The organism is Flavobacterium sp. P1_E4 (genome assembly GCF_056405915.1).
The window spans coordinates 147951-165744 of the sequence record NZ_JBFUBE010000001.1 but is presented as its reverse complement, the minus strand read 5'-3'; the positions used below and the strand labels follow the sequence as shown (position 1 = coordinate 165744).

16 protein-coding genes are annotated in these 17794 nt (G+C 33.6%); 7 read left to right on the top strand and 9 right to left on the bottom strand.

Annotation, left to right across the window (positions count from 1 at the left end):
* Window positions 1–24: 24 nt before the first annotated feature.
* On the bottom strand, window positions 25–1785 hold the full coding sequence (locus AC1DY0_RS00765; protein WP_477186781.1) for an ABC transporter ATP-binding protein: 1761 nt from the start codon (window positions 1783–1785) through the stop codon (window positions 25–27).
* Window positions 1786–1985: 200 nt separating this feature from the next.
* On the opposite strand from AC1DY0_RS00765, the gene AC1DY0_RS00760 reads away from it, so the two are divergent.
* The 3 genes from AC1DY0_RS00760 (at window position 1986) to yajC (ending at window position 4569) form a co-directional block, all read left to right on the top strand.
* On the top strand, window positions 1986–3092 hold the full coding sequence (locus tag AC1DY0_RS00760; protein WP_477186780.1) for a Glu/Leu/Phe/Val family dehydrogenase: 1107 nt from the start codon (window positions 1986–1988) through the stop codon (window positions 3090–3092).
* Between the two features lie 222 nt (window positions 3093–3314).
* Window positions 3315–4226 (top strand): transcription antitermination factor NusB, encoded by a 912-nt coding sequence (gene nusB, locus AC1DY0_RS00755; RefSeq protein ID WP_477186978.1) that lies wholly within the window; start codon window positions 3315–3317, stop codon window positions 4224–4226.
* A 67-nt stretch (window positions 4227–4293) separates the two neighbouring features.
* Window positions 4294–4569 carry a preprotein translocase subunit YajC gene (yajC, locus tag AC1DY0_RS00750; protein ID WP_111409251.1) on the top strand — a complete coding sequence of 92 codons (276 nt, stop codon included), beginning with the start codon at window positions 4294–4296 and terminating at the stop codon, window positions 4567–4569.
* 79 nt (window positions 4570–4648) lie between these two features.
* On the opposite strand, the gene AC1DY0_RS00745 is transcribed toward yajC, so the two are convergent.
* The 5 genes from AC1DY0_RS00745 to AC1DY0_RS00725 form a co-directional block, all read right to left on the bottom strand.
* Window positions 4649–5227, bottom strand: a complete 579-nt coding sequence (locus tag AC1DY0_RS00745; protein ID WP_477186779.1) for a hypothetical protein — start codon at window positions 5225–5227, stop codon at window positions 4649–4651.
* 271 nt (window positions 5228–5498) lie between these two features.
* Window positions 5499–6062 carry a YdeI/OmpD-associated family protein gene (locus AC1DY0_RS00740; RefSeq protein ID WP_477186778.1) on the bottom strand — a complete coding sequence of 188 codons (564 nt, stop codon included), beginning with the start codon at window positions 6060–6062 and terminating at the stop codon, window positions 5499–5501.
* A 37-nt stretch (window positions 6063–6099) separates the two neighbouring features.
* Window positions 6100–7353 (bottom strand): peptidase T, encoded by a 1254-nt coding sequence (gene pepT / locus AC1DY0_RS00735; protein WP_477186777.1) that lies wholly within the window; start codon window positions 7351–7353, stop codon window positions 6100–6102.
* 168 nt (window positions 7354–7521) lie between these two features.
* Window positions 7522–8127: a hypothetical protein gene (locus AC1DY0_RS00730; protein WP_477186776.1), complete on the bottom strand. Its 606-nt coding sequence runs from the start codon at window positions 8125–8127 to the stop codon at window positions 7522–7524.
* Window positions 8128–8513: 386 nt separating this feature from the next.
* The gene (locus AC1DY0_RS00725) at window positions 8514–10427 is read right to left on the bottom strand and encodes an SPFH domain-containing protein (protein ID WP_477186775.1); all 1914 of its coding nucleotides are present in this window, start codon (window positions 10425–10427) and stop codon (window positions 8514–8516) included.
* A gap of 194 nt (window positions 10428–10621) precedes the next feature.
* On the opposite strand from AC1DY0_RS00725, the gene AC1DY0_RS00720 reads away from it, so the two are divergent.
* The gene (locus AC1DY0_RS00720; RefSeq protein WP_477186774.1) at window positions 10622–11584 is read left to right on the top strand and encodes an ion channel; all 963 of its coding nucleotides are present in this window, start codon (window positions 10622–10624) and stop codon (window positions 11582–11584) included.
* Here the strand turns inward: AC1DY0_RS00720 and AC1DY0_RS00715 are convergent.
* Entirely contained in the window at window positions 11574–12266 is a 693-nt protein-coding gene (locus AC1DY0_RS00715; RefSeq protein ID WP_477186773.1) for an SIR2 family NAD-dependent protein deacylase, read from the bottom strand. The genes AC1DY0_RS00720 and AC1DY0_RS00715 overlap by 11 nt on opposite strands.
* Window positions 12267–12329: 63 nt before the next feature.
* On the opposite strand from AC1DY0_RS00715, the gene AC1DY0_RS00710 reads away from it, so the two are divergent.
* Both AC1DY0_RS00710 and AC1DY0_RS00705 read left to right on the top strand, forming a co-directional pair.
* Complete coding sequence (locus AC1DY0_RS00710; RefSeq protein ID WP_477186772.1) at window positions 12330–12995, top strand: TrmH family RNA methyltransferase; 666 nt, start codon at window positions 12330–12332, stop codon at window positions 12993–12995.
* Window positions 12996–13618: 623 nt separating this feature from the next.
* Window positions 13619–13801 (top strand): hypothetical protein, encoded by a 183-nt coding sequence (locus tag AC1DY0_RS00705; RefSeq protein WP_477186771.1) that lies wholly within the window; start codon window positions 13619–13621, stop codon window positions 13799–13801.
* Between the two features lie 283 nt (window positions 13802–14084).
* Here AC1DY0_RS00705 and AC1DY0_RS00700 read toward each other — a convergent pair whose 3' ends face one another.
* Entirely contained in the window at window positions 14085–14852 is a 768-nt protein-coding gene (locus AC1DY0_RS00700) for a carboxypeptidase-like regulatory domain-containing protein (RefSeq protein ID WP_477186770.1), read from the bottom strand.
* 200 nt (window positions 14853–15052) lie between these two features.
* Window positions 15053–16981, bottom strand: coding sequence for a DEAD/DEAH box helicase (locus tag AC1DY0_RS00695; protein WP_477186769.1), 1929 nt, complete (start codon window positions 16979–16981; stop codon window positions 15053–15055).
* Window positions 16982–17357: 376 nt separating this feature from the next.
* Here AC1DY0_RS00695 and AC1DY0_RS00690 point away from each other — a divergent pair, with 376 nt between their 5' ends.
* Entirely contained in the window at window positions 17358–17639 is a 282-nt protein-coding gene (locus tag AC1DY0_RS00690) for a DUF4834 family protein (RefSeq protein ID WP_477186768.1), read from the top strand.
* Window positions 17640–17794: the final 155 nt, after the last annotated feature.

The window sequence follows — 17794 nt, the reverse complement described above, 5'->3', positions numbered from 1 at the left end:
AAAAATATATGTATTATACAACAATTAAAGCAATTCTTTTTCCGAAAGTTGCTTTAAATAAAGTGCTGCATAATACCCGTCTTGGTTTATTAATTGATTATGAGTGCCTTGTTCAATTATCTTTCCATCTTCAAGAATGATAATTTTATCAGCATTTTTTGCAGAAGAAACCCTATGACTTACTATTATGGTAGTTTTGTTCTTGCATATTTGATATAGATTGTTCAAAATGGCCTCTTCGGTCTCTGTGTCAACAGCAGAGAGGCAATCGTCAAAAAGTAAAATTTCTGGATTTTTTATAATGGCTCTAGCGATAGAAACGCGTTGTTTTTGCCCACCCGAAAGTGTAATTCCTCTTTCGCCCAATATCGTGTCATATCCTTTGTTAAAACCGATAATATTGTCATGCACGACGGCACTTTTTGCTACTGCTTCAACTTCTTGATCGGTTGCGTCTTCTTTTCCAAACTTGATGTTGTTTTTGATGGTGTCTGAAAATAAAAAGGCATCTTGGGGAACTACTCCGATGCTGTTGCGTAAATCAAACAAATTGAGTTGACTAATCTCATGATTGTCTATCAAAATTTGCCCACTAGTTACATCGTATAATCGGGAGAGTAAGGCCAAAACGGTAGATTTTCCAGAACCGGTTTTCCCTAAAATTGCCAAAGTTTCTCCTTTATGAACAGTGAAGCTTACATTCTGAAGTGCTTTTATTTGAGTGTCATTATAGGTGAAACTCACATTGTCAAACGTGATACTGCCTTCAATTTTTGATCTATGAATGTTTGTATTCTGAATCTCTGGTTCGATTTTCAAAAATTCATTCAATCTTTTTTGTGACGCTTCGGCTTCTTGAACCATTGACGAAACCCATCCTAAGGAAGCTACAGGCCAAGTTAGCATGTTGACGTATAAAATAAATTCGGCAATGGTACCGATACTTTTGATTGTTCCATGAATGTACATCAAACCTCCAAAATATATTACTATTAAGTTACTGACGCCAATCAAGGCAATCATTAAAGGGCCGAAAAGAGATTGGACTTTGGCTAAACTTAAACTTTTACTTTTACTTTCATTGGCCAAATCGTTAATGTTGGATTGATGCTGATCTTCTAATGAATAGGCTTTTATAACTCGTATTCCTGAAAAAACTTCTTGTGTGTAACTGGAAACTTTGGATAAATACTGTTGGAAAGTTGTCGATCTTTTATTGATTTCGGAACTTAATTTGAAGATGCAATAGGATAATATAGGTAACGGTAGTATGGTATATAAAGTCAATCTTGGTGACACATTATACATATAACCAATTACAATAGCAAAACGGATAAAAGTGTTTATGGTGTACATAACAGCGGGACCAACATACATTCTTACTTTGGAAACGTCTTCGCTTATGCGATTCATTAAATCTCCTGTTCTGTTTTGCTTGTAAAAATTTTGGGAGAGATTTTCGTATTGACGAAAAACTTCATTTTTTAAATCAAATTCGATGTGACGAGACATTACAATCAAAGTTTGTCGCATCAGGAAAGTTAGGAAACCTGCTATTATTGTTGTTGCAATAATTAATAAGATATTCGAAATTAATTCTTGACTTATTACGCTGGTGTCTACAGATTTAGTTTTGGCGAAAGCTTCAATTTCATTAAATGACTTGCTAATTAATTTTGGTGTAAATAAAGAAAATATTTGTGCGATTATGGTGATAATAATACCAAGTGAAAAGCTGTATTTGTACTTAATGAAATATTTGTTTAAATATCGTAATTCTTTCATGTTATAAGAGATTCGCTATTGAATTGTTTTCGTTTTTTATTTAATGTCTAAATTTTAACAATTGGATTAAAAAATCAGTTGTTCTAAATTATTGATGGATATTTATTTTTAAATAAATTTAATGCTGTATGTTTATTTTTTATGTATGTTTGGTTTGTCTTTTTGATAAATTCGTAATTTTTAACTAAAAAAATAGTACTATGGATGCTACTGTTACCACTGGGAAAGAACTTCAAAAAATGGATCCAGTTTTTGGACAATTGTCTTTTAATGATCACGAGCAAATTGTTTTTTGTAACGACAAAGATACAGGATTAAAAGCAATTATTGGTATTCATAATTCGGTTATGGGGCCTGCATTAGGAGGTACTCGTATGTTTAATTATGCCAATGAATGGGAAGCTTTGAATGATGTTTTGCGTCTATCCAGAGGGATGACTTATAAAGCGGCTATCACAGGTTTGAATATTGGTGGTGGAAAAGCAGTTATTATGGGTGATGCCAAAACTCAGAAAACTCCTGAATTGATGCGTAAATTTGGAGAATTTGTGCACTCTCTAAGTGGAAGATATATTACGGCTGAAGATGTTGGAATGGAAACTTCAGACATGGATTTAGTAAGAGATGTGACTCCTTACGTTACCGGAATTTCTGAAGAAAGAGGTGGAGCTGGTAATCCTTCTCCAGTTACTGCTTTTGGAGTTTATATGGGAATGAAAGCGGCTGCAAAACAACAATTTGGATCAGAAAAATTAGAAGGTAAAAAAATATTGGTTCAAGGAATTGGACACGTAGGTGAAACTTTGGTTGAGTATTTAACTAAAGAGGGGGCTCAAGTTTTTATTGCTGATATCAACGAAGAAAAATTATATGAAGTAGCTACTAAATACAATGCTCAAATATTTACTGGAGACGATTTATATAGTGCTGATGTTGATATTTATGCACCTTGTGCCATGGGAGCAACAATTAATGATGCTACAGTAAATAAGATTAAAGCAAAAGTGATTGCTGGTGCTGCTAATAATCAATTGGCTAATGAAAATACACATGGATTGATTTTGCAAGAAAGAGGAATTCTTTATGCTCCTGATTTCTTGATTAATGCTGGTGGAATTATCAATGTTTATGCTGAGTTGGCTCATTATGATAAAGCCGAAATTATGCGTAAAACCGAAAATATCTACAATACTACATTAGAAATTTTTGATTACGCTGTTGCAAATGGAATAACGACTCATCAAGCTGCTTTGACTATTGCACAAAATCGTATCGATTTAAGAAAGATAGAAAAAAGTAAAAAATAGTTTACAGTTTACAGTATTTAGTCTCAGTTTACAGTCTCGATTTGAGTCTGAAAACTGAGGCTTTTATTTTTAGTTCGGTTGAATATTGGGACTGTGACTGAAAACTATATTAAATAAAGTAACCATAAATTTTCTTTTGAGAGATGAAATCCTTAATTTTGCAGACTAATTTTAAAAAGTTCTTACAAGGTGGTAAATAGAAGACACATCCGCGTTAAAGTCATGCAATCCATTTATGCGATGCATCAAAACGGTTCTGATAATCTAGAAAAAGAAGAAAAATTTCTTTTTTATAGTATTGACGCCATTCAAGATTTATACCTTATCATGCTTTCTTCACTGATCGAAATATGTAAAAAGGAAACTGTTTTTTTACATCTGTCGAGCCAAAAACATTTAGCTACAAAAGAAGAACGTAATCCAAACGAGAAATTCATCAAAAACAGTATTTTTAAAATTCTTGCCGAAAATAATTCACTTAGCATAGCTCTAGAAAATCGTTCAATTAACAATTGGACTTTAAATGATGATTATATTATTCTTCTTTTAAATGCTATAAAAGAAAGTGATTTGTATGCCAAATACATGAGTAATGAGGTAAACACTTTTGAGGAAGATAAAGAGTTTATCGTAGATATATTTGCAGATGTAATTGTACCAAACGATAAATTATATGATTATTTGGAAGATGATAAATTGACTTGGATTGATGATATTCCTTTGGTAAACACTCATATTATTAAACAGCTAAAGGCAATAAAACAAGGTGAGGACGATAATTTCAGAGTTCCAAAATTATACAAGGACAATGAAGATAAGGCTTATGTGAAAGATTTGTTTAGAAAAACAGTTCTAAACGAAACGGAGCTTGCCAAAGAATATGTTGATAAAACACCAAATTGGGACAGTGAACGTATTGCCGAAATTGATACCATCATTCTTAAAATGGCTATATGTGAGTTCTTGAAATTCCCTTCTATTCCGGTAAAAGTAACTTTGAATGAGTATTTGGAATTGGCCAAAGAATATTCAACTCCAAAGAGTAGTATTTTTATCAATGGAATATTGGATAATTTGGTAAAAGAGCTTGAAGCAAAGAAAAGAATTGTAAAAATTGGAAGAGGTTTGATGTAATAATCAAGATTTAATTCCAAATTTTGCAACGAAATATAAACAATTAACAAAAACTAAATTTTAAATTATGGGACAATTACAACAGTTTTTACCATTTCTATTAATGTTTGTGGTGATTTATTTTTTTATGATCAGACCACAACAAAAACGTGCTAAAAACGAAAGAGAATTTGAAAGCGCTTTGAAAGTTGGAGATAAAATTATTACCAAAAGTGGTATTCACGGAAAGATATCAGAAATAGCTGACTCTACTGTAGTTATTGAAACAATGGCTGGAAAATTAAAAATGGAGCGTTCTTCAATTTCTATGGAATTAAGCGCAACTTTGAATAAAAAAGAATAGTAAAGAAAGTATAAAATTTAAAATCCCAAATTCCGATTTTCTAATTGGAATTTGGGATTTTTTTATTTGTAAAGGAGTATTATTTTTTCTTATTTTTTTTGGTCTTTTTTGCTTTAGCCTTAGCTTTTTTCTCCTTGATTTTAGCYTTAAGCTTTGCTTTTTTTGCTTTGTCTTTTTTTGCTTTCTTAGCTTTTTTTGCTTTTTTCTTAGCTTTTTCTTTAGCCTTGGCTTTTTTCTCTTTTTCTTTCTCTTTTTCTTTCATTTTTGATTTGTTTTTCTTTTTCTTTTTTTCTTTTTTTTCCTCTTTGGAAATTACTGCTTTTTTTTCAGGTTTAATTTCTACCGCAGTAGGGGCTTTAATATCACTTTTTACAATTCCAGTTGCTGGTGCAGTAACTTTGGCTCTGCTGGATCTTGTTGTGGTTCGAGTAACAGCGGATTTTGTGGCCGTTGGTTTTGTTGTAGTACTCGCAACAGTTGATTTAGAGGTAACTGTTTTTGCAGCTGCTGGTTTTGTAGTTGTAGCTCTAGCAACTGTTGATCTTGTTGTTCTCGGTTTTGCAACGGCAGGCTTAATAATTTCTGGCTTTTCATCTTTTACCGTATCAGGACTGACTACTTTTTCTGGAATTATTTTTTCGTCTTTTTTTTCTATCATAATGTTATTATTAATGGGTTATTAATTGCTTTTCTGGCATTCAAGAACGTGGAGGCATGTTCTTGCAAATTATTAGATATTAACTAATTGTCGGTTTTGTATTAACAAATATAACGAATATTTTTAAGTGTAAATGTTAATATTTTGCTGATTTTTAAAGAGTTAACTGTGTGTTTTAGAAATAAAAAAAATATTCAGTTGAATAAAAAAATCCCAAATTCCGATACGATGGAATTTGGGATTTTTTATTTAAAATTTTAAGCTTACTTAACTATCTGTATTTATCATTTAAACCAATATTGTTTATAATCATCGGTTTTATCTTTTCAATTCTGGATAGTTTTGTTTCTTCGCGTTTTGCAGTTTCTAAATATTCTATAAATTCTTTTTGTTTATAGGAGCTGAATTTCAGGAAGGCTTCTTTCAAATCGCTATCTGAATTCAGTTCATTCTGCAATAACTTTGGAATTATAACTTCGCTTTTTGTTTTTTCAGGCTTGATTATTTTTTCCTGTTTTTCATTATCTATAGCTTCCTGAATGTATGCCAGAATTTCTTTTTCATTAATTTCTTCTTTGGCTGTAAAACGCCATTGTCTCAATGATTTGGTAACTCCTTCATTAGCATTGATTAAATATTTATTTTCATCTTTTAAAAATACACCATTAAAAAACCAAAGGGTAAAGAAATTTTTGAAACCTCCAACTCCAATTACATTTCTATTGTTGTATACATACACGCAACCGCCCCATTTGTTGGTTTCTACCAATTCGGTTTTGGCTATAATTGTTTTTAAAAGCTCTAATTCGGTTTCCCATTGATCGTTATTCGTCATAGAAAAAAGAAGGTTTTTATCGTTTTTGAGATGTTGTTTATTTTTTTAGATAGGCTCCATTGGCTGTCAATTCAGCTATTTTTACAATTACATTAACCGCTTTTTGCATACTTTCTACTGGAACATATTCGTATTTTCCGTGAAAATTATGTCCTCCTGCAAAAATATTTGGACAAGGCAATCCTTTATAAGATAATTGACATCCGTCAGTTCCTCCTCTAATCGGTTTTATGAGCGGTTTAATACCAAGTTCCCTCATTGCTTTTTCGGCAATAAAGACAATATGTTTAACAGGAAGTACCTTTTCTTTCATATTGTAATATTGATCTTTGACTTCAGTAATAACTATATCTTCGCCAAATTGTTTAGCAAATCTTTTGTTGAATTTTTTAGTGATTTTGGCAATTAAGTCTTTGCGTTTTTCAAATTTTAATTTGTTATGGTCACGAATGATTAATTCTAATACAGTTTCTTCGATGCTCCCAGATAAATGATGCACATGGAAAAAACCTTCGTAACCTTTAGTTTCTTGTGGGGTTTCGTCTTTAGGTAGTTCATTGATAAAATCATTGGCAATGAGCATGGAATTGATCATTTTTCCTTTGGCATAACCAGGGTGAACACTTTTTCCTTTGAAGATGATTTTGGCACCAGCTGCATTAAAATTTTCATATTCCAATTCGCCAACTTGGCTTCCGTCCATGGTGTAAGCCCATTCTGCATCAAATTTTTCCACGTCAAAATGATGAGCTCCACGACCAATTTCTTCATCGGGTGTAAATGCAATTCTGATTTTTCCGTGTTTGATTTCAGGATTGTTGATTAGGAATTCCATTGCGGTTACGATTTCGGTAATTCCTGCTTTGTCATCGGCTCCTAATAATGTTGTTCCGTCAGTAGTGATAAGTGTTTGTCCTTTATATTGCAATAAATCTTTGAAATAAGAAGGAGAGAGGATGATATTTTGTTCAGCATTCAGGATAATGTCTTTACCGTCATAATTAGGGAAAATTTGAGGTTTTACATTGGCTCCTGTAAAATCTGGAGTAGTGTCAAAATGTGAAATAAATCCAATTGTAGGTACTTCGTGATCCACATTGCTTGGAAGTGTTGCCATAATATAGGCTTTGTCGTCGATGGTGACATCTTGTAGTCCAATGGTTTTTAATTCTTCTACCAGTTTATTGGCTAGATCCCACTGTTTGGCTGTACTTGGTGTTGTATTTGAACTTGCGTCTGACTCGGTGTCGATAGTTACATAACTTACAAAGCGATCAATAATATTTTGCATGGTATTTGTTTTTGGACAAAGATAAACATTTTTAAAAAAGAGAATGTTGGTTTTAAATGGTCTTGTTGTGATGTGTTTAAATAAAAAAAATCCGTCGTAAAACGGATTTTTTCATTTAAAATTGGTTAAAAGTTAAGATTGGTTTGGTTTATTTTGAGAGGTTTGGTTTTATTTTGATGCTTTTTCTGCCGCTATTTTAGCATCTGCGGCTGCTTTTTTTGCTGCTTCAGCTTCAGCTTTTGCAATCTGTTCTTCTAATAGAGTCGATTTTTGCAATGCTAATTTTGCAGACTCGGCTAATTTTTGATCAGCTTCTTCTTTTTCTTTTTTCAGCTTTTCAACATCTTTATATAGCTTTTCTTGAGCATCTTTAGCTTTTTCGGCTTCTTTTTGGTAAGCAGCTATTTTTTCATTAGATAATTTTTCAGCTTCTTTGGCCGCTTTTGCATCTGCTTCAGCCTTTGCTTTAGCGGCAATTGCTTCTTCTTTGGCTGCTTTTGCGTCAGCTTCTGCTTTTGCTTTAGCCTCTATGGCAGCTATTCTTGCTGCTTCTTTCGCTTCAGTAGTAGATTTTTTATCTGCTTCAGCTTTGGCTTTAGCAGCAATGGCTTCTTCTTTGGCTGCTGCTATTTTTGCGTCTTCGGCTGCTTTTTTATCGGCTTCGGCTTTTGCTTTAGCTACTTTTTCTCCTGCTGCTTTTGCTTCGGCTGCTGCCTTTTTTTCTGCTTCGACTTTTGCTAAATATGCTTTTTCCTGATCTTTTAAATCTTGCATTTGTTTTTTAAAATCTATTGGGGCAGCTTCTGTTTTAGCAGTAATTGTTGAAGAACTTTCAGCACTTACAGTTTCATTTTTGGATTCTTGTGCAAAAAAACTTTGAGAAAATGTCAAAAGAACAATGACTAAAGGGAATTTTAAATTCATGATTTTGTGGTGTTTGGTTAAATTTTGGATTAGTTTAGGAAAGACAAATATAACTTTTTTTTCATTTTTTTAACTTTTTGGGTAAAAAATATTTTATTTTTTTGTTAAAAGGTGTCTTTTGTAATTTTAAATGTCTTATCAAGTAATTTATTGAGGATTATTTATAGGATAAAAGCTTTTGTAAAAAATAAAATCTGCCAATTACGGCAGATTTTATTAAGATATGTAATTTAGATTTATTCTCCTTTTTTAGTATTTCCTTTACTTTTATCTGTATCCATCATTTCCATTAGTTTTAGGCCCAATAATCCACTCATGGATCCGTCTGTACCATTGCTACCAGAAATAAGAACATCTGGAATGACTTTTATTTTTCCTTTACCAATTTCTTCCGTGATTTTGTATTTTGTAAAGTTGTCTCCACCCATTGCAGAAACTTGAAGTTGATAAGCCTCGGCTGTAGATTTACCAATGGCCATGATTTTCTCGGCTTCAGCAAGACCCGTTTTAGAGATTCTTTCGGCTTCGGCACTAGCAGTAAGTTTAGTTGCTTCGGCTTGTGCACCTGCTCTTGCTTTTGTGGCTTCAGCTTCAGCATTGGCACGCATTTTAGTAGCTTCAGCTTCGGCATTTACATTGAGTTTTAAGCTCGTAGCATCTCCTTCAGCTTTTTTAACCGTGGCATCGGCAGTTCGTTGTGCGATCTCAACACTTTGTGAAGCTTTTACGATTTCTTTTTGCATATCCGCAATTGCGGTTTCTTTTTCCATTCCTTGACGCTGTTCTTGCGCCATCTTTTGAGTCTGATATGTTTTTTGCTCCTCCTCGGCAATTTTTCTATCAGTCAATGTTTTCATTAGCGATTCTGGTGGAACAATATCTCCAATTAAAGTGTCAACAGCATTCACGTTATATTCGTCCAAAACTACTTTGATGTGATTTTTAGCCGATTCTTGACGCTCTTTTCTGGTAGAAAGAAATGAAATCACATCACTTTCTTGAGCCGAGTTTCTAAAATAATTTCCAATGGTAGGTTCCAAAACTTGGGAAACTAAATTATTCATGCTTCCAAAACGAGCAATAACTTTTGGAGCTTCATTGGCGGGAACATGAATGATTTGTGATACATCAAGATTGAAAGGAAAACCATCTTTGGAACGAACAGTAATGGTAGAAAGGTTTTGATCCAAGTTGTGAGATTCACTTCTGGCATCCGCCCAATTCAATACCAAGTTTGTGGTTGGTACTGGTTCTAATTTGGTAGTGTATTTGTTTAGAGCATATTTTCCTGGTCCGAAAGGTTCCATCCAAACACCGCGTTGCCCTTTTGAAACTATGTTTCCGTGTTTGAAGGTATCTCCTGTTACATCTTGTCCGTCTTCACCAATATATGAAATTACAACTCCAACATATCCAATAGGGACATCGGTCATAGGAGTTTGTTCAATTTGAACAGCCCATGAGTTGATGTAATAGGAACCGGCAAGCATAACTTGTGGTTGCAAACCTCTATTTCCTCCATTTTTTAAGAATTGATCAAAATCCTGAAAGTTATTGTGGCCATCTACAAATTTACCGGCTATTTGTCCAATAGGGATTGGCTCTCCATCCATGGCTGTAACAATTCCGACCATGTTTTCCGAAATGACAACTTGAGGAGAAATAACTACTTCGAATAAATGAGTGTTGATACGATAAGATCCTGTAGTTACAAAGGCTGATTGTCTTCCTTTTTGTCCGCCATTGTCAAGAAACATTGTTGCATCTTGAAAATTGTCTGAGTTTACTTTTTGGGCAAGAATACGTCCTGTTGGAATTTCAGCCCCGTCTTTACTCAATAGCAAACCGATATTTCCTTCTGGGATAATAGTGAACGAAGCCATATCTATGGCAAATTGCCAAGGCCACATAGCCCAATACAATCCAGGAGCAAGTGTTTTGGCCTGATAACCTGCTTCTCCTTTGGTAGCGATTATTCTGCCGTCCGGCAATGATTTATCTGCACCAAAAAGGACGAATTTTTTGGTTACTAATCCGATTTTATTTTCTGGAACGATAACCATTCCAAAGAATACGCGTAAAACAAATTTGTAAAAAAGAACGGATAAAACAATTAAGAATATCCACCAGTTGGTAAGAAAAAATGACATAGTTAGTTAGGGTTTAGATTACAAACATAATTTATTTTTCTTGCAATCTGATTCTTGTTTGAAATTATTTTCTAACTTTTTGGATATTAAATTTTGAATGCATTTCTTTAGGTTTTTATCGAAATCAAATATGAATTTATGTTATTGTTAAGTAGAATTTATTGTCTAATTTGCAGTTAATAAGGAATTGATATATGGCATTATTTAATCGATTAAATTTAAAAGCAAAATCTTTGGTCAATACGGGATTTGGATCCAATGCATCCAGTTATGGTGGTCGTTTTATCAATAAGGATGGTTCTGCAAATGCTGCTAAAAAAGGCATTGGGTTACTAGATAGAATCAGTTGGTATCATACTATGTTGGATATGTCTTCTTGGAAATTCCTTTCGATTCTTTTGTTGTTTTATATTGCGATTAATTTTGTATTTGCTTTGCTGTATTTTGGAATTGGGATTGAACATCTCAACGGGATTCAAACGACCGATAATGCATTGGTGCAATTTGGGCAGGCCTATTTTTTTAGTGCCCAAACGTTTACGACAGTAGGGTATGGGCATATTAGTCCAACGGGTTTTTATACGAGTGCCTTATCTTCTGCCGAAGCATTAATGGGATTATTGAGTTTTGCAATTGCCACGGGTTTGTTTTTTGGGAGATTCAGTAAGCCTTCTATTTTCTTGAAATTTTCACACCATGCCATCATTGCTCCTTTTAACGATGGAAAAGCATTAATGTTTAGGCTCGCTCCTTATAAAAATACTAATTATATTGATGCCGAAGTCAATGTAACTCTTGGAATGAAGATTGAGGAGAATGGAGTTATGACGAATAAATTTTACACTTTGGATTTAGAATATCAAAAAATAAATTCGCTGGCACTGAGCTGGACATTAGTTCATCCAATAACTAGTGAAAGTCCTTTATATGGATTGGTAGCTTCGGATTATGAATCGATTTCGGGTGAAATTATTGTGATTATCAAAACATTTGATGATATGTTTAGTACTACGGTTGCCACTCGAACTTCTTATGTTTTTGAAGAAGTGGTTTATGGAGTAAAATTTAAATCAATGTATTCACAAAGTGAAAATCATCAAAGTACTATTCTGGACTTGGGATTGTTAAATTCGTTTGATAAAGTAGCTATAGATTAGTTTGTAATTTTTCTTTTAAAATCCTTACCCCTTCAGAAGCTATATTTTGAATTACTTCGAGAGGATTTCTAAGATTAGGGATTTTTATGGGTTTTGGATCGATATAATAAATAGGAGTTTTTTTTGGAGTAAAATCAATTAAACCTGCTGCTGGATAAACCTGTAATGAAGTGCCAATAACTGCAAAATAGTCGGCTTGTTCTGTTATTGTTATTGCTTCTTCTAGTGCTGGGACTTGTTCACCAAACCAAACAATATGTGGACGAAGTTGATTTCCTTGTTGATCCACATCTCCAAAATTTAAATCGTCTTGCCAATCTAAGATGTAGTTTTCGTTTTTGGAACTTCGTACTTTTAATAATTGGCCATGCAAATGGGTTATATTCGTACTACCGGCTCGTTCGTGTAAATCATCCACATTTTGGGTAATGATGTAAACGTCAAAATCATTTTCTAATTCTGCTAAAATTCGATGTCCTAAATTAGGTTGTACTTCTTTTAATTGTTGTCGTCTTTGATTATAAAAATCAAGTACCAATGCGGGGTTTTTGTGCCAACCTTCGGGAGTGGCCACATCCATTACATTATGGCCTTCCCATAATCCATCACTGTCACGAAAGGTTTTGATACCGCTTTCGGCGCTAATTCCGGCTCCGGTAAGAACTACTAATTTCTTTTTCATCTGTAAAACATTAGAACATAAAACTACTCTTTTTTAGTATTTTTGCCAAAAAAAACACGAGCAATGATTGATTTGGATTACCTCAATTTTCTTGAAAATATTATAACAGATAACAGGAAAGAAAATTTTTTGAAAGTCTTAAAAAATAGAACAAAACATTTTACAATTGCTGTTGAAGATGTTTTTCAAATGCATAATGCTAGTGCGGTGATGCGCAGTTGTGAGGTTTTTGGTATTCAGGAATTACATGTTATCGAGGAACGTTATGGTAAAAGAATCGATAAGGAAATTGCGATGGGAGCTCAAAAATGGGTTGATATTTCGACTTACGACAGCGTTACGAATTGTATCGACACTTTGAAAGATAATGGATATCAGATTATTGCAACTACACCACACGAGAATGATTGTTTGTTGGAGGATTTTGATATTTCTAAACCCAGTGCGTTGTTTTTTGGTACAGAAAGAGATGGATTGTCGGAAGAGATCCTTAACAGAGCGGATGGTTTTCTTAAAATTCCGATGGTGGGTTTTACAGAGAGTTTGAATATTTCGGTTTCGGCGGCGATTATTATTCAGAATCTGACTAATCGTTTACGTAATTCGGATGTTGCTTGGGAATTGACTGAAGAAGAAATTTTGGATAAGAGGTTGGATTGGGCTAAGAAATCTATCAAGGATATTAAAAGGATTGAAGAGAGATATTATGAGGAGAATCCCAAAATATAAATTTCAAAACTCAAAGTGATGTTTTAGTTAGAAGTATGTTTTAGTATTGTCATTAAAATTTTAAGATTAAGGCTTGGTGGAATTGTAAGTTTTATTTGTATTTTCGTTTAAAAAAATACTTAGTGACAAAATTTTCAAATTTTATCAAGATTGATAATTCTAATTAAATAGATTGGAAAAATATTTTAAATATCTGATTTCTCTCTTTCTGGTTTTTGGCCTTACGGTTAATGATTGTACTTTATATTCACAATCAAATTCAGTAGATTATTATCAATTCTCGAATGTAATTCTCAGAAGCGAATCGATTAATAACGATTCTGATCTATATGTATTTGGTCAGGTGAATTCACCTAAAAGCATTTCCTTTTCAATCCTTTTTGCATACTTCGAATTTCAAGATATTTATAGTTTTCAAATTCGAGTTCTTTTAAAAATTAGAACACTGCTTTATCAAGGAGTAAAATCGATTACATCTCAATCTATCTTTATAAATGAGATGATTACTTCCGGAAACCCATATGAAAGTTTATACATATCCTAGAAAACTAATTTTCTAGATATTTATGCAATTCAATGCATAAGATGATAAAACAAATGTATAATCATTTATCATTTACAAAATGTATAAACATAATAATAAAATGCGTTTGGAGAAATCTAAATGGCCAATTCTTTGGGTTAAAAGAAAATTTATTCTAATTATTACTGCTTTTATGGTTGGAATGTCAAACGGGTTAAGTGAGGGAGACACGATGATTAATGGTAATCAAAATCACACGGAGCAACAACACAAAAAATATTGATTTGAATGTTGCTAAATACGTTGTAAAGTGCTTTAAAATAATATTGCATTAGTTTTCAATGAAGAAATATTTTTTGCTAAAGTTATTTGTTTACGTCTGCGTGAGGGATTACTTCACCATATATTTATTTTTATAGGAGTTCAGTGAATTTCATTTGAAGCTAGCTACCGAAGTAGCGCGGATAGCTCGACACTATAAAGAAAAGGGAGCGACTCACCGTTGCGATGAGTTGGTCCCTTTTCTTTATGGCGGCACGCCCAAATACTTTTTGGACTACTACTTGTTATTTTTTCTTCAAGATTTTGTACTGTTCATAACAGCCGCTTATGGCGTCCATGATTTGAAGGTCATTGGCAGATTTGATAAAAGCTTCGGAGTAACTACATCGAGTCAATATCTCGGCAATTTCATCTTGGGAAACACCCAGTAGTAATGAAATAGTTTCTCTGTCGTATTTGGTTTCCAAAAGGTTTCTCACTGTGTCATCCTTTCGCATTTCCCTAAGTTTTTTGAGCTGCTGGGGCCTTTTTCCGAAGAAATTATAAAGCATATCGGCGGGGTTGAATATGGAGCCCAATACTTTTCCAAAAGCTTCTGGTGCGTATTGCCCAGCTTCATAACCTTGACCTAAGCCGGAAATGCTATAGCGGTAGTCTTCTTTTATAGGGATTAATTTTGAATCGATTTCAAGATAACCAGTTAGATAATATGGACTTATCACAACTTCGTGTAGCGGAATTGCTTTTTGGGTAAGTTGGATGGTAGTTTTTTTGTTTTTGATCCAGTCATTGGTAACACGAACACGCAAGGATTCATAACCAAGAAGGGTTATGTGTAGGGTGTCACTTTGGGTAACAGCCAATTCAAAATAACCTTTGTTGTCTGTAGTGGTTCCTGTAACCTGATTAATGTTGATGATATTTACGCCGGCTAAAGGGGTACCTGTGTTGTCGGTGATAATAGTACCGGAGATTTTTGTTGGAATCTCAGTGGTTTGTGCTACTGAACTTATGGAGGTAACTAAAAATAAAAAAAGTACAAAATATTTCATAAACTGATTTAAAACTTTAAAAGTAGTAAAACGTGATTAAATATTTTGTTGTTCCCTTATAATTATAAGAAAATTAACAAACTGCAAATATTGTTAAGCTTAATAAGCCTTTTTTTAATGAGGTTTTCGTTAATGCCAATGTATGGTAAAAAAAAATCTCCCGAATGTTCGGGAGATTTATATTTGAATTACTAATTGTATTAGTCTCTTCTTGGTCTTCTTGGTCTTGGTGAATCACCAAAGCTTTCAGAACGTCTTGGGGCTCTTTCTGAAGAACCTTCTCTCGAAGCTCTGTCAGATGAAAAACCACCTTCTCTTCTTGGAGCAGATGAACTTCTTGGTCCGAAACCACCTTCTCTAGGAGCAGAACCTCTGTCGCTTCTAAATCCGCCTGATCCTTCTCTTCTTGGAGCAAAACTTCCTTCTCTTCTTGGAGCAGAACTTCTTCCACCACCAAATCCACCACCAGAATTTCTTCCGTTATGGTCACGTCTTCCACCACCGTCATTTTTAGAGATTTCAACATTGATACGACGTCCTTCTAATTGTACGTTGTTCAAGATTTCCATTACTTTATCAGTATGTTCTGGATCTGTGTTGAAGAAAGAGAAACCTTCTTTTACATCTACTTTGAATACATCGTCACGACCTAAGTCTAATGTTTCTTTCAAGTAATCTTTTAATGACATCCAATCGAAATTGTCTCTTGAACCGATGTTTACAAAATATCTTGTAGCACCACCATTGTTATTTTCTCTTGGAGCTCCGTCTCTATCGTCACGGTCACGTCTTTCAGAACCTGAAGATTGATTAGAGATGTCTCTGTTTTTCTTGTAGTAAGCAATAAAACGGTTAAATTCTACTGATACCATTTTCTTGATTAATTCTTCTTTTGATAAACCTTCCAATACATTATTGATAGCTGGTAAGTAGTTGTCAATTTCGTGATCAACTTCAGTATCTTTAATTTTATTAGCTAAGTGTAACAATTGGATTTCGCAGATTTCAATTCCAGAAGGGATTGTTTTTTCTTCGAATTTTTGCTTGATGATTCTTTCGATAGAAGAAATCTTGCGTAATTCACTTTTAGTAACAATTACGATAGACGTGCCTAATTTACCAGCACGACCAGTACGACCTGAACGGTGATTGTAAGTTTCGATTTCGTCAGGTAATTGATAGTTTACTACGTGAGTTACATTATCAACGTCAATTCCACGAGCAGCAACGTCAGTCGCAACAAGCATTTGGATTTGTCTTCCTCTAAAAGATTTCATTACACCGTCACGTTGCGCTTGAGATAAATCTCCGTGCAATGCAGCTGCGCTGTATCCGTCTTCGATTAATTTCTCTGCAACAGCTTGTGTGTCACGTTTTGTTCTACAGAAAACTACTGAGAAAATGTCTGGATTAGCATCAGCTAAACGTTTCAAAGCTTCGTAACGGTCACGAGCATTTACTAAGTAAAATTCGTGTGATACGGTAGCTGAACCAGAGTTTTTGGTACCAACTGTAATTTCAATAGGTTCGGTCATGAATTGTTTTCCAATTCGTGCCACTTCAGCAGGCATAGTTGCAGAAAACAACCATGTGCTTTTTTCGTCAGGTGTAGTAGAAAGGATGTTTACGATATCTTCGTAGAAACCCATGTTCAACATTTCGTCTGCTTCGTCAAGGATGCAATAGTTAATCTGAGAGATGTTTACCAATCCTCTGTTAATCATATCTTGCATTCTACCAGGAGTCGCTACTATAATTTGTGCTCCTCTTTTAATGTCTCTCGCTTGTTCTGTAATGCTAGCCCCACCGTAAACTGCTACCACGTTAATACCTTTTTCGTATTTAGAGTAGTTTTTAAGTTCGTTGGTAATCTGCAAACACAATTCACGTGTTGGAGATAAAATCAATGCTTGCGTATTTCTGTTGTTGGCATCAATTTTCTGAATAACTGGAAAACCAAATGCTGCCGTTTTCCCTGTCCCTGTCTGAGCCAACGCAACTAAATCTGTGTCTTTTTCCAATAATAGGGGAATCGCTTTCTCCTGTACTTCGGTCGGATTCTCAAATCCTAGATCTAAAATCGCCTTCAGTAACGATTCACTCAATCCTAATTGTTCAAATTTATTCATATATATTTTTAAAATAGGGTGCAAAATTACTCTTTATAATCCATATAAACTAATGCTATTTTAAGAATTAGGTTTTTATTAGCTTTTGATAATCAGAATATTATGTTTTTAAATTTACTTTTCAAAATTTTGAATTACTTTTTCGCTGTGAAATTATGTCGCGATTTAAGAGTTTTTGTTAAAAAATATATCGTAAAAACTGTTTTTAAGTTGTATAGAATTTAAATGAAAATGGATTTGAGTCGTTGGAAATGTATTTTACTCTTTTTTTGGTCAATTTTGTCATTATTTTATCATTTATTTAAGAATGATATTTGCAAATTGCTCCGAAGTTTCAATATTGATTTATTAATTTTGCCAAATAAATTATTTGATTATGCAAACAGCCTCTTTTTCGGGTTTTATAGAAATGGTATTCTATATGATAGCTTTCTATTATATTTTTAAATTTTTGGCTCGATTATTTTTGCCTTTAGTAGTGAAAAAGGTAGTGGAAAAAGCGGGACAAAGTTTTCAAGAACAGCAGCAACGCGCTCAACAAACGACTTGGAAGAAAACACCCAACAATGATGAAATTATAATCGATACTGCCAATAGTAAGAATCCTCGTGAAACTAAAAAAGTTGGGGATTACGTAGATTATGAAGAGATTGATTAAAAAGCGAAATTCCCAAAGTGGAAGGCAAAATTCCTATAGTGACTTATATAAATAGGAAATTTCAAGTCATAAAAATAAATAACCCAAAACCATATCGAGTATTTAGATTTTTTTTGTCGTAATATTAGACTTTAAAATCTAAACTTTAAAATTTA

What these genes read in the sequence shown, in the direction of transcription:
- AC1DY0_RS00695 (WP_477186769.1), bottom strand. Translation starts at nt 16,981, where the DNA reads ATGAATAAATTTGAACAATTAGGATTGAGTGAATCGTTACTGAAGGCG.
- AC1DY0_RS00705 (WP_477186771.1), top strand. Translation starts at nt 13,619, where the DNA reads ATGTATAAACATAATAATAAAATGCGTTTGGAGAAATCTAAATGGCCA.
- AC1DY0_RS00700 (WP_477186770.1), bottom strand. Translation starts at nt 14,852, where the DNA reads ATGAAATATTTTGTACTTTTTTTATTTTTAGTTACCTCCATAAGTTCA.
- AC1DY0_RS00765 (WP_477186781.1), bottom strand. Translation starts at nt 1,785, where the DNA reads ATGAAAGAATTACGATATTTAAACAAATATTTCATTAAGTACAAATAC.
- AC1DY0_RS00720 (WP_477186774.1), top strand. Translation starts at nt 10,622, where the DNA reads ATGGCATTATTTAATCGATTAAATTTAAAAGCAAAATCTTTGGTCAAT.
- AC1DY0_RS00725 (WP_477186775.1), bottom strand. Translation starts at nt 10,427, where the DNA reads ATGTCATTTTTTCTTACCAACTGGTGGATATTCTTAATTGTTTTATCC.
- AC1DY0_RS00730 (WP_477186776.1), bottom strand. Translation starts at nt 8,127, where the DNA reads ATGCAAGATTTAAAAGATCAGGAAAAAGCATATTTAGCAAAAGTCGAA.
- nusB (WP_477186978.1), top strand. Translation starts at nt 3,315, where the DNA reads ATGCAATCCATTTATGCGATGCATCAAAACGGTTCTGATAATCTAGAA.
- AC1DY0_RS00760 (WP_477186780.1), top strand. Translation starts at nt 1,986, where the DNA reads ATGGATGCTACTGTTACCACTGGGAAAGAACTTCAAAAAATGGATCCA.
- AC1DY0_RS00710 (WP_477186772.1), top strand. Translation starts at nt 12,330, where the DNA reads ATGATTGATTTGGATTACCTCAATTTTCTTGAAAATATTATAACAGAT.
- pepT (WP_477186777.1), bottom strand. Translation starts at nt 7,353, where the DNA reads ATGCAAAATATTATTGATCGCTTTGTAAGTTATGTAACTATCGACACC.
- AC1DY0_RS00715 (WP_477186773.1), bottom strand. Translation starts at nt 12,266, where the DNA reads ATGAAAAAGAAATTAGTAGTTCTTACCGGAGCCGGAATTAGCGCCGAA.
- AC1DY0_RS00740 (WP_477186778.1), bottom strand. Translation starts at nt 6,062, where the DNA reads ATGACGAATAACGATCAATGGGAAACCGAATTAGAGCTTTTAAAAACA.
- AC1DY0_RS00690 (WP_477186768.1), top strand. Translation starts at nt 17,358, where the DNA reads ATGCAAACAGCCTCTTTTTCGGGTTTTATAGAAATGGTATTCTATATG.
- yajC (WP_111409251.1), top strand. Translation starts at nt 4,294, where the DNA reads ATGGGACAATTACAACAGTTTTTACCATTTCTATTAATGTTTGTGGTG.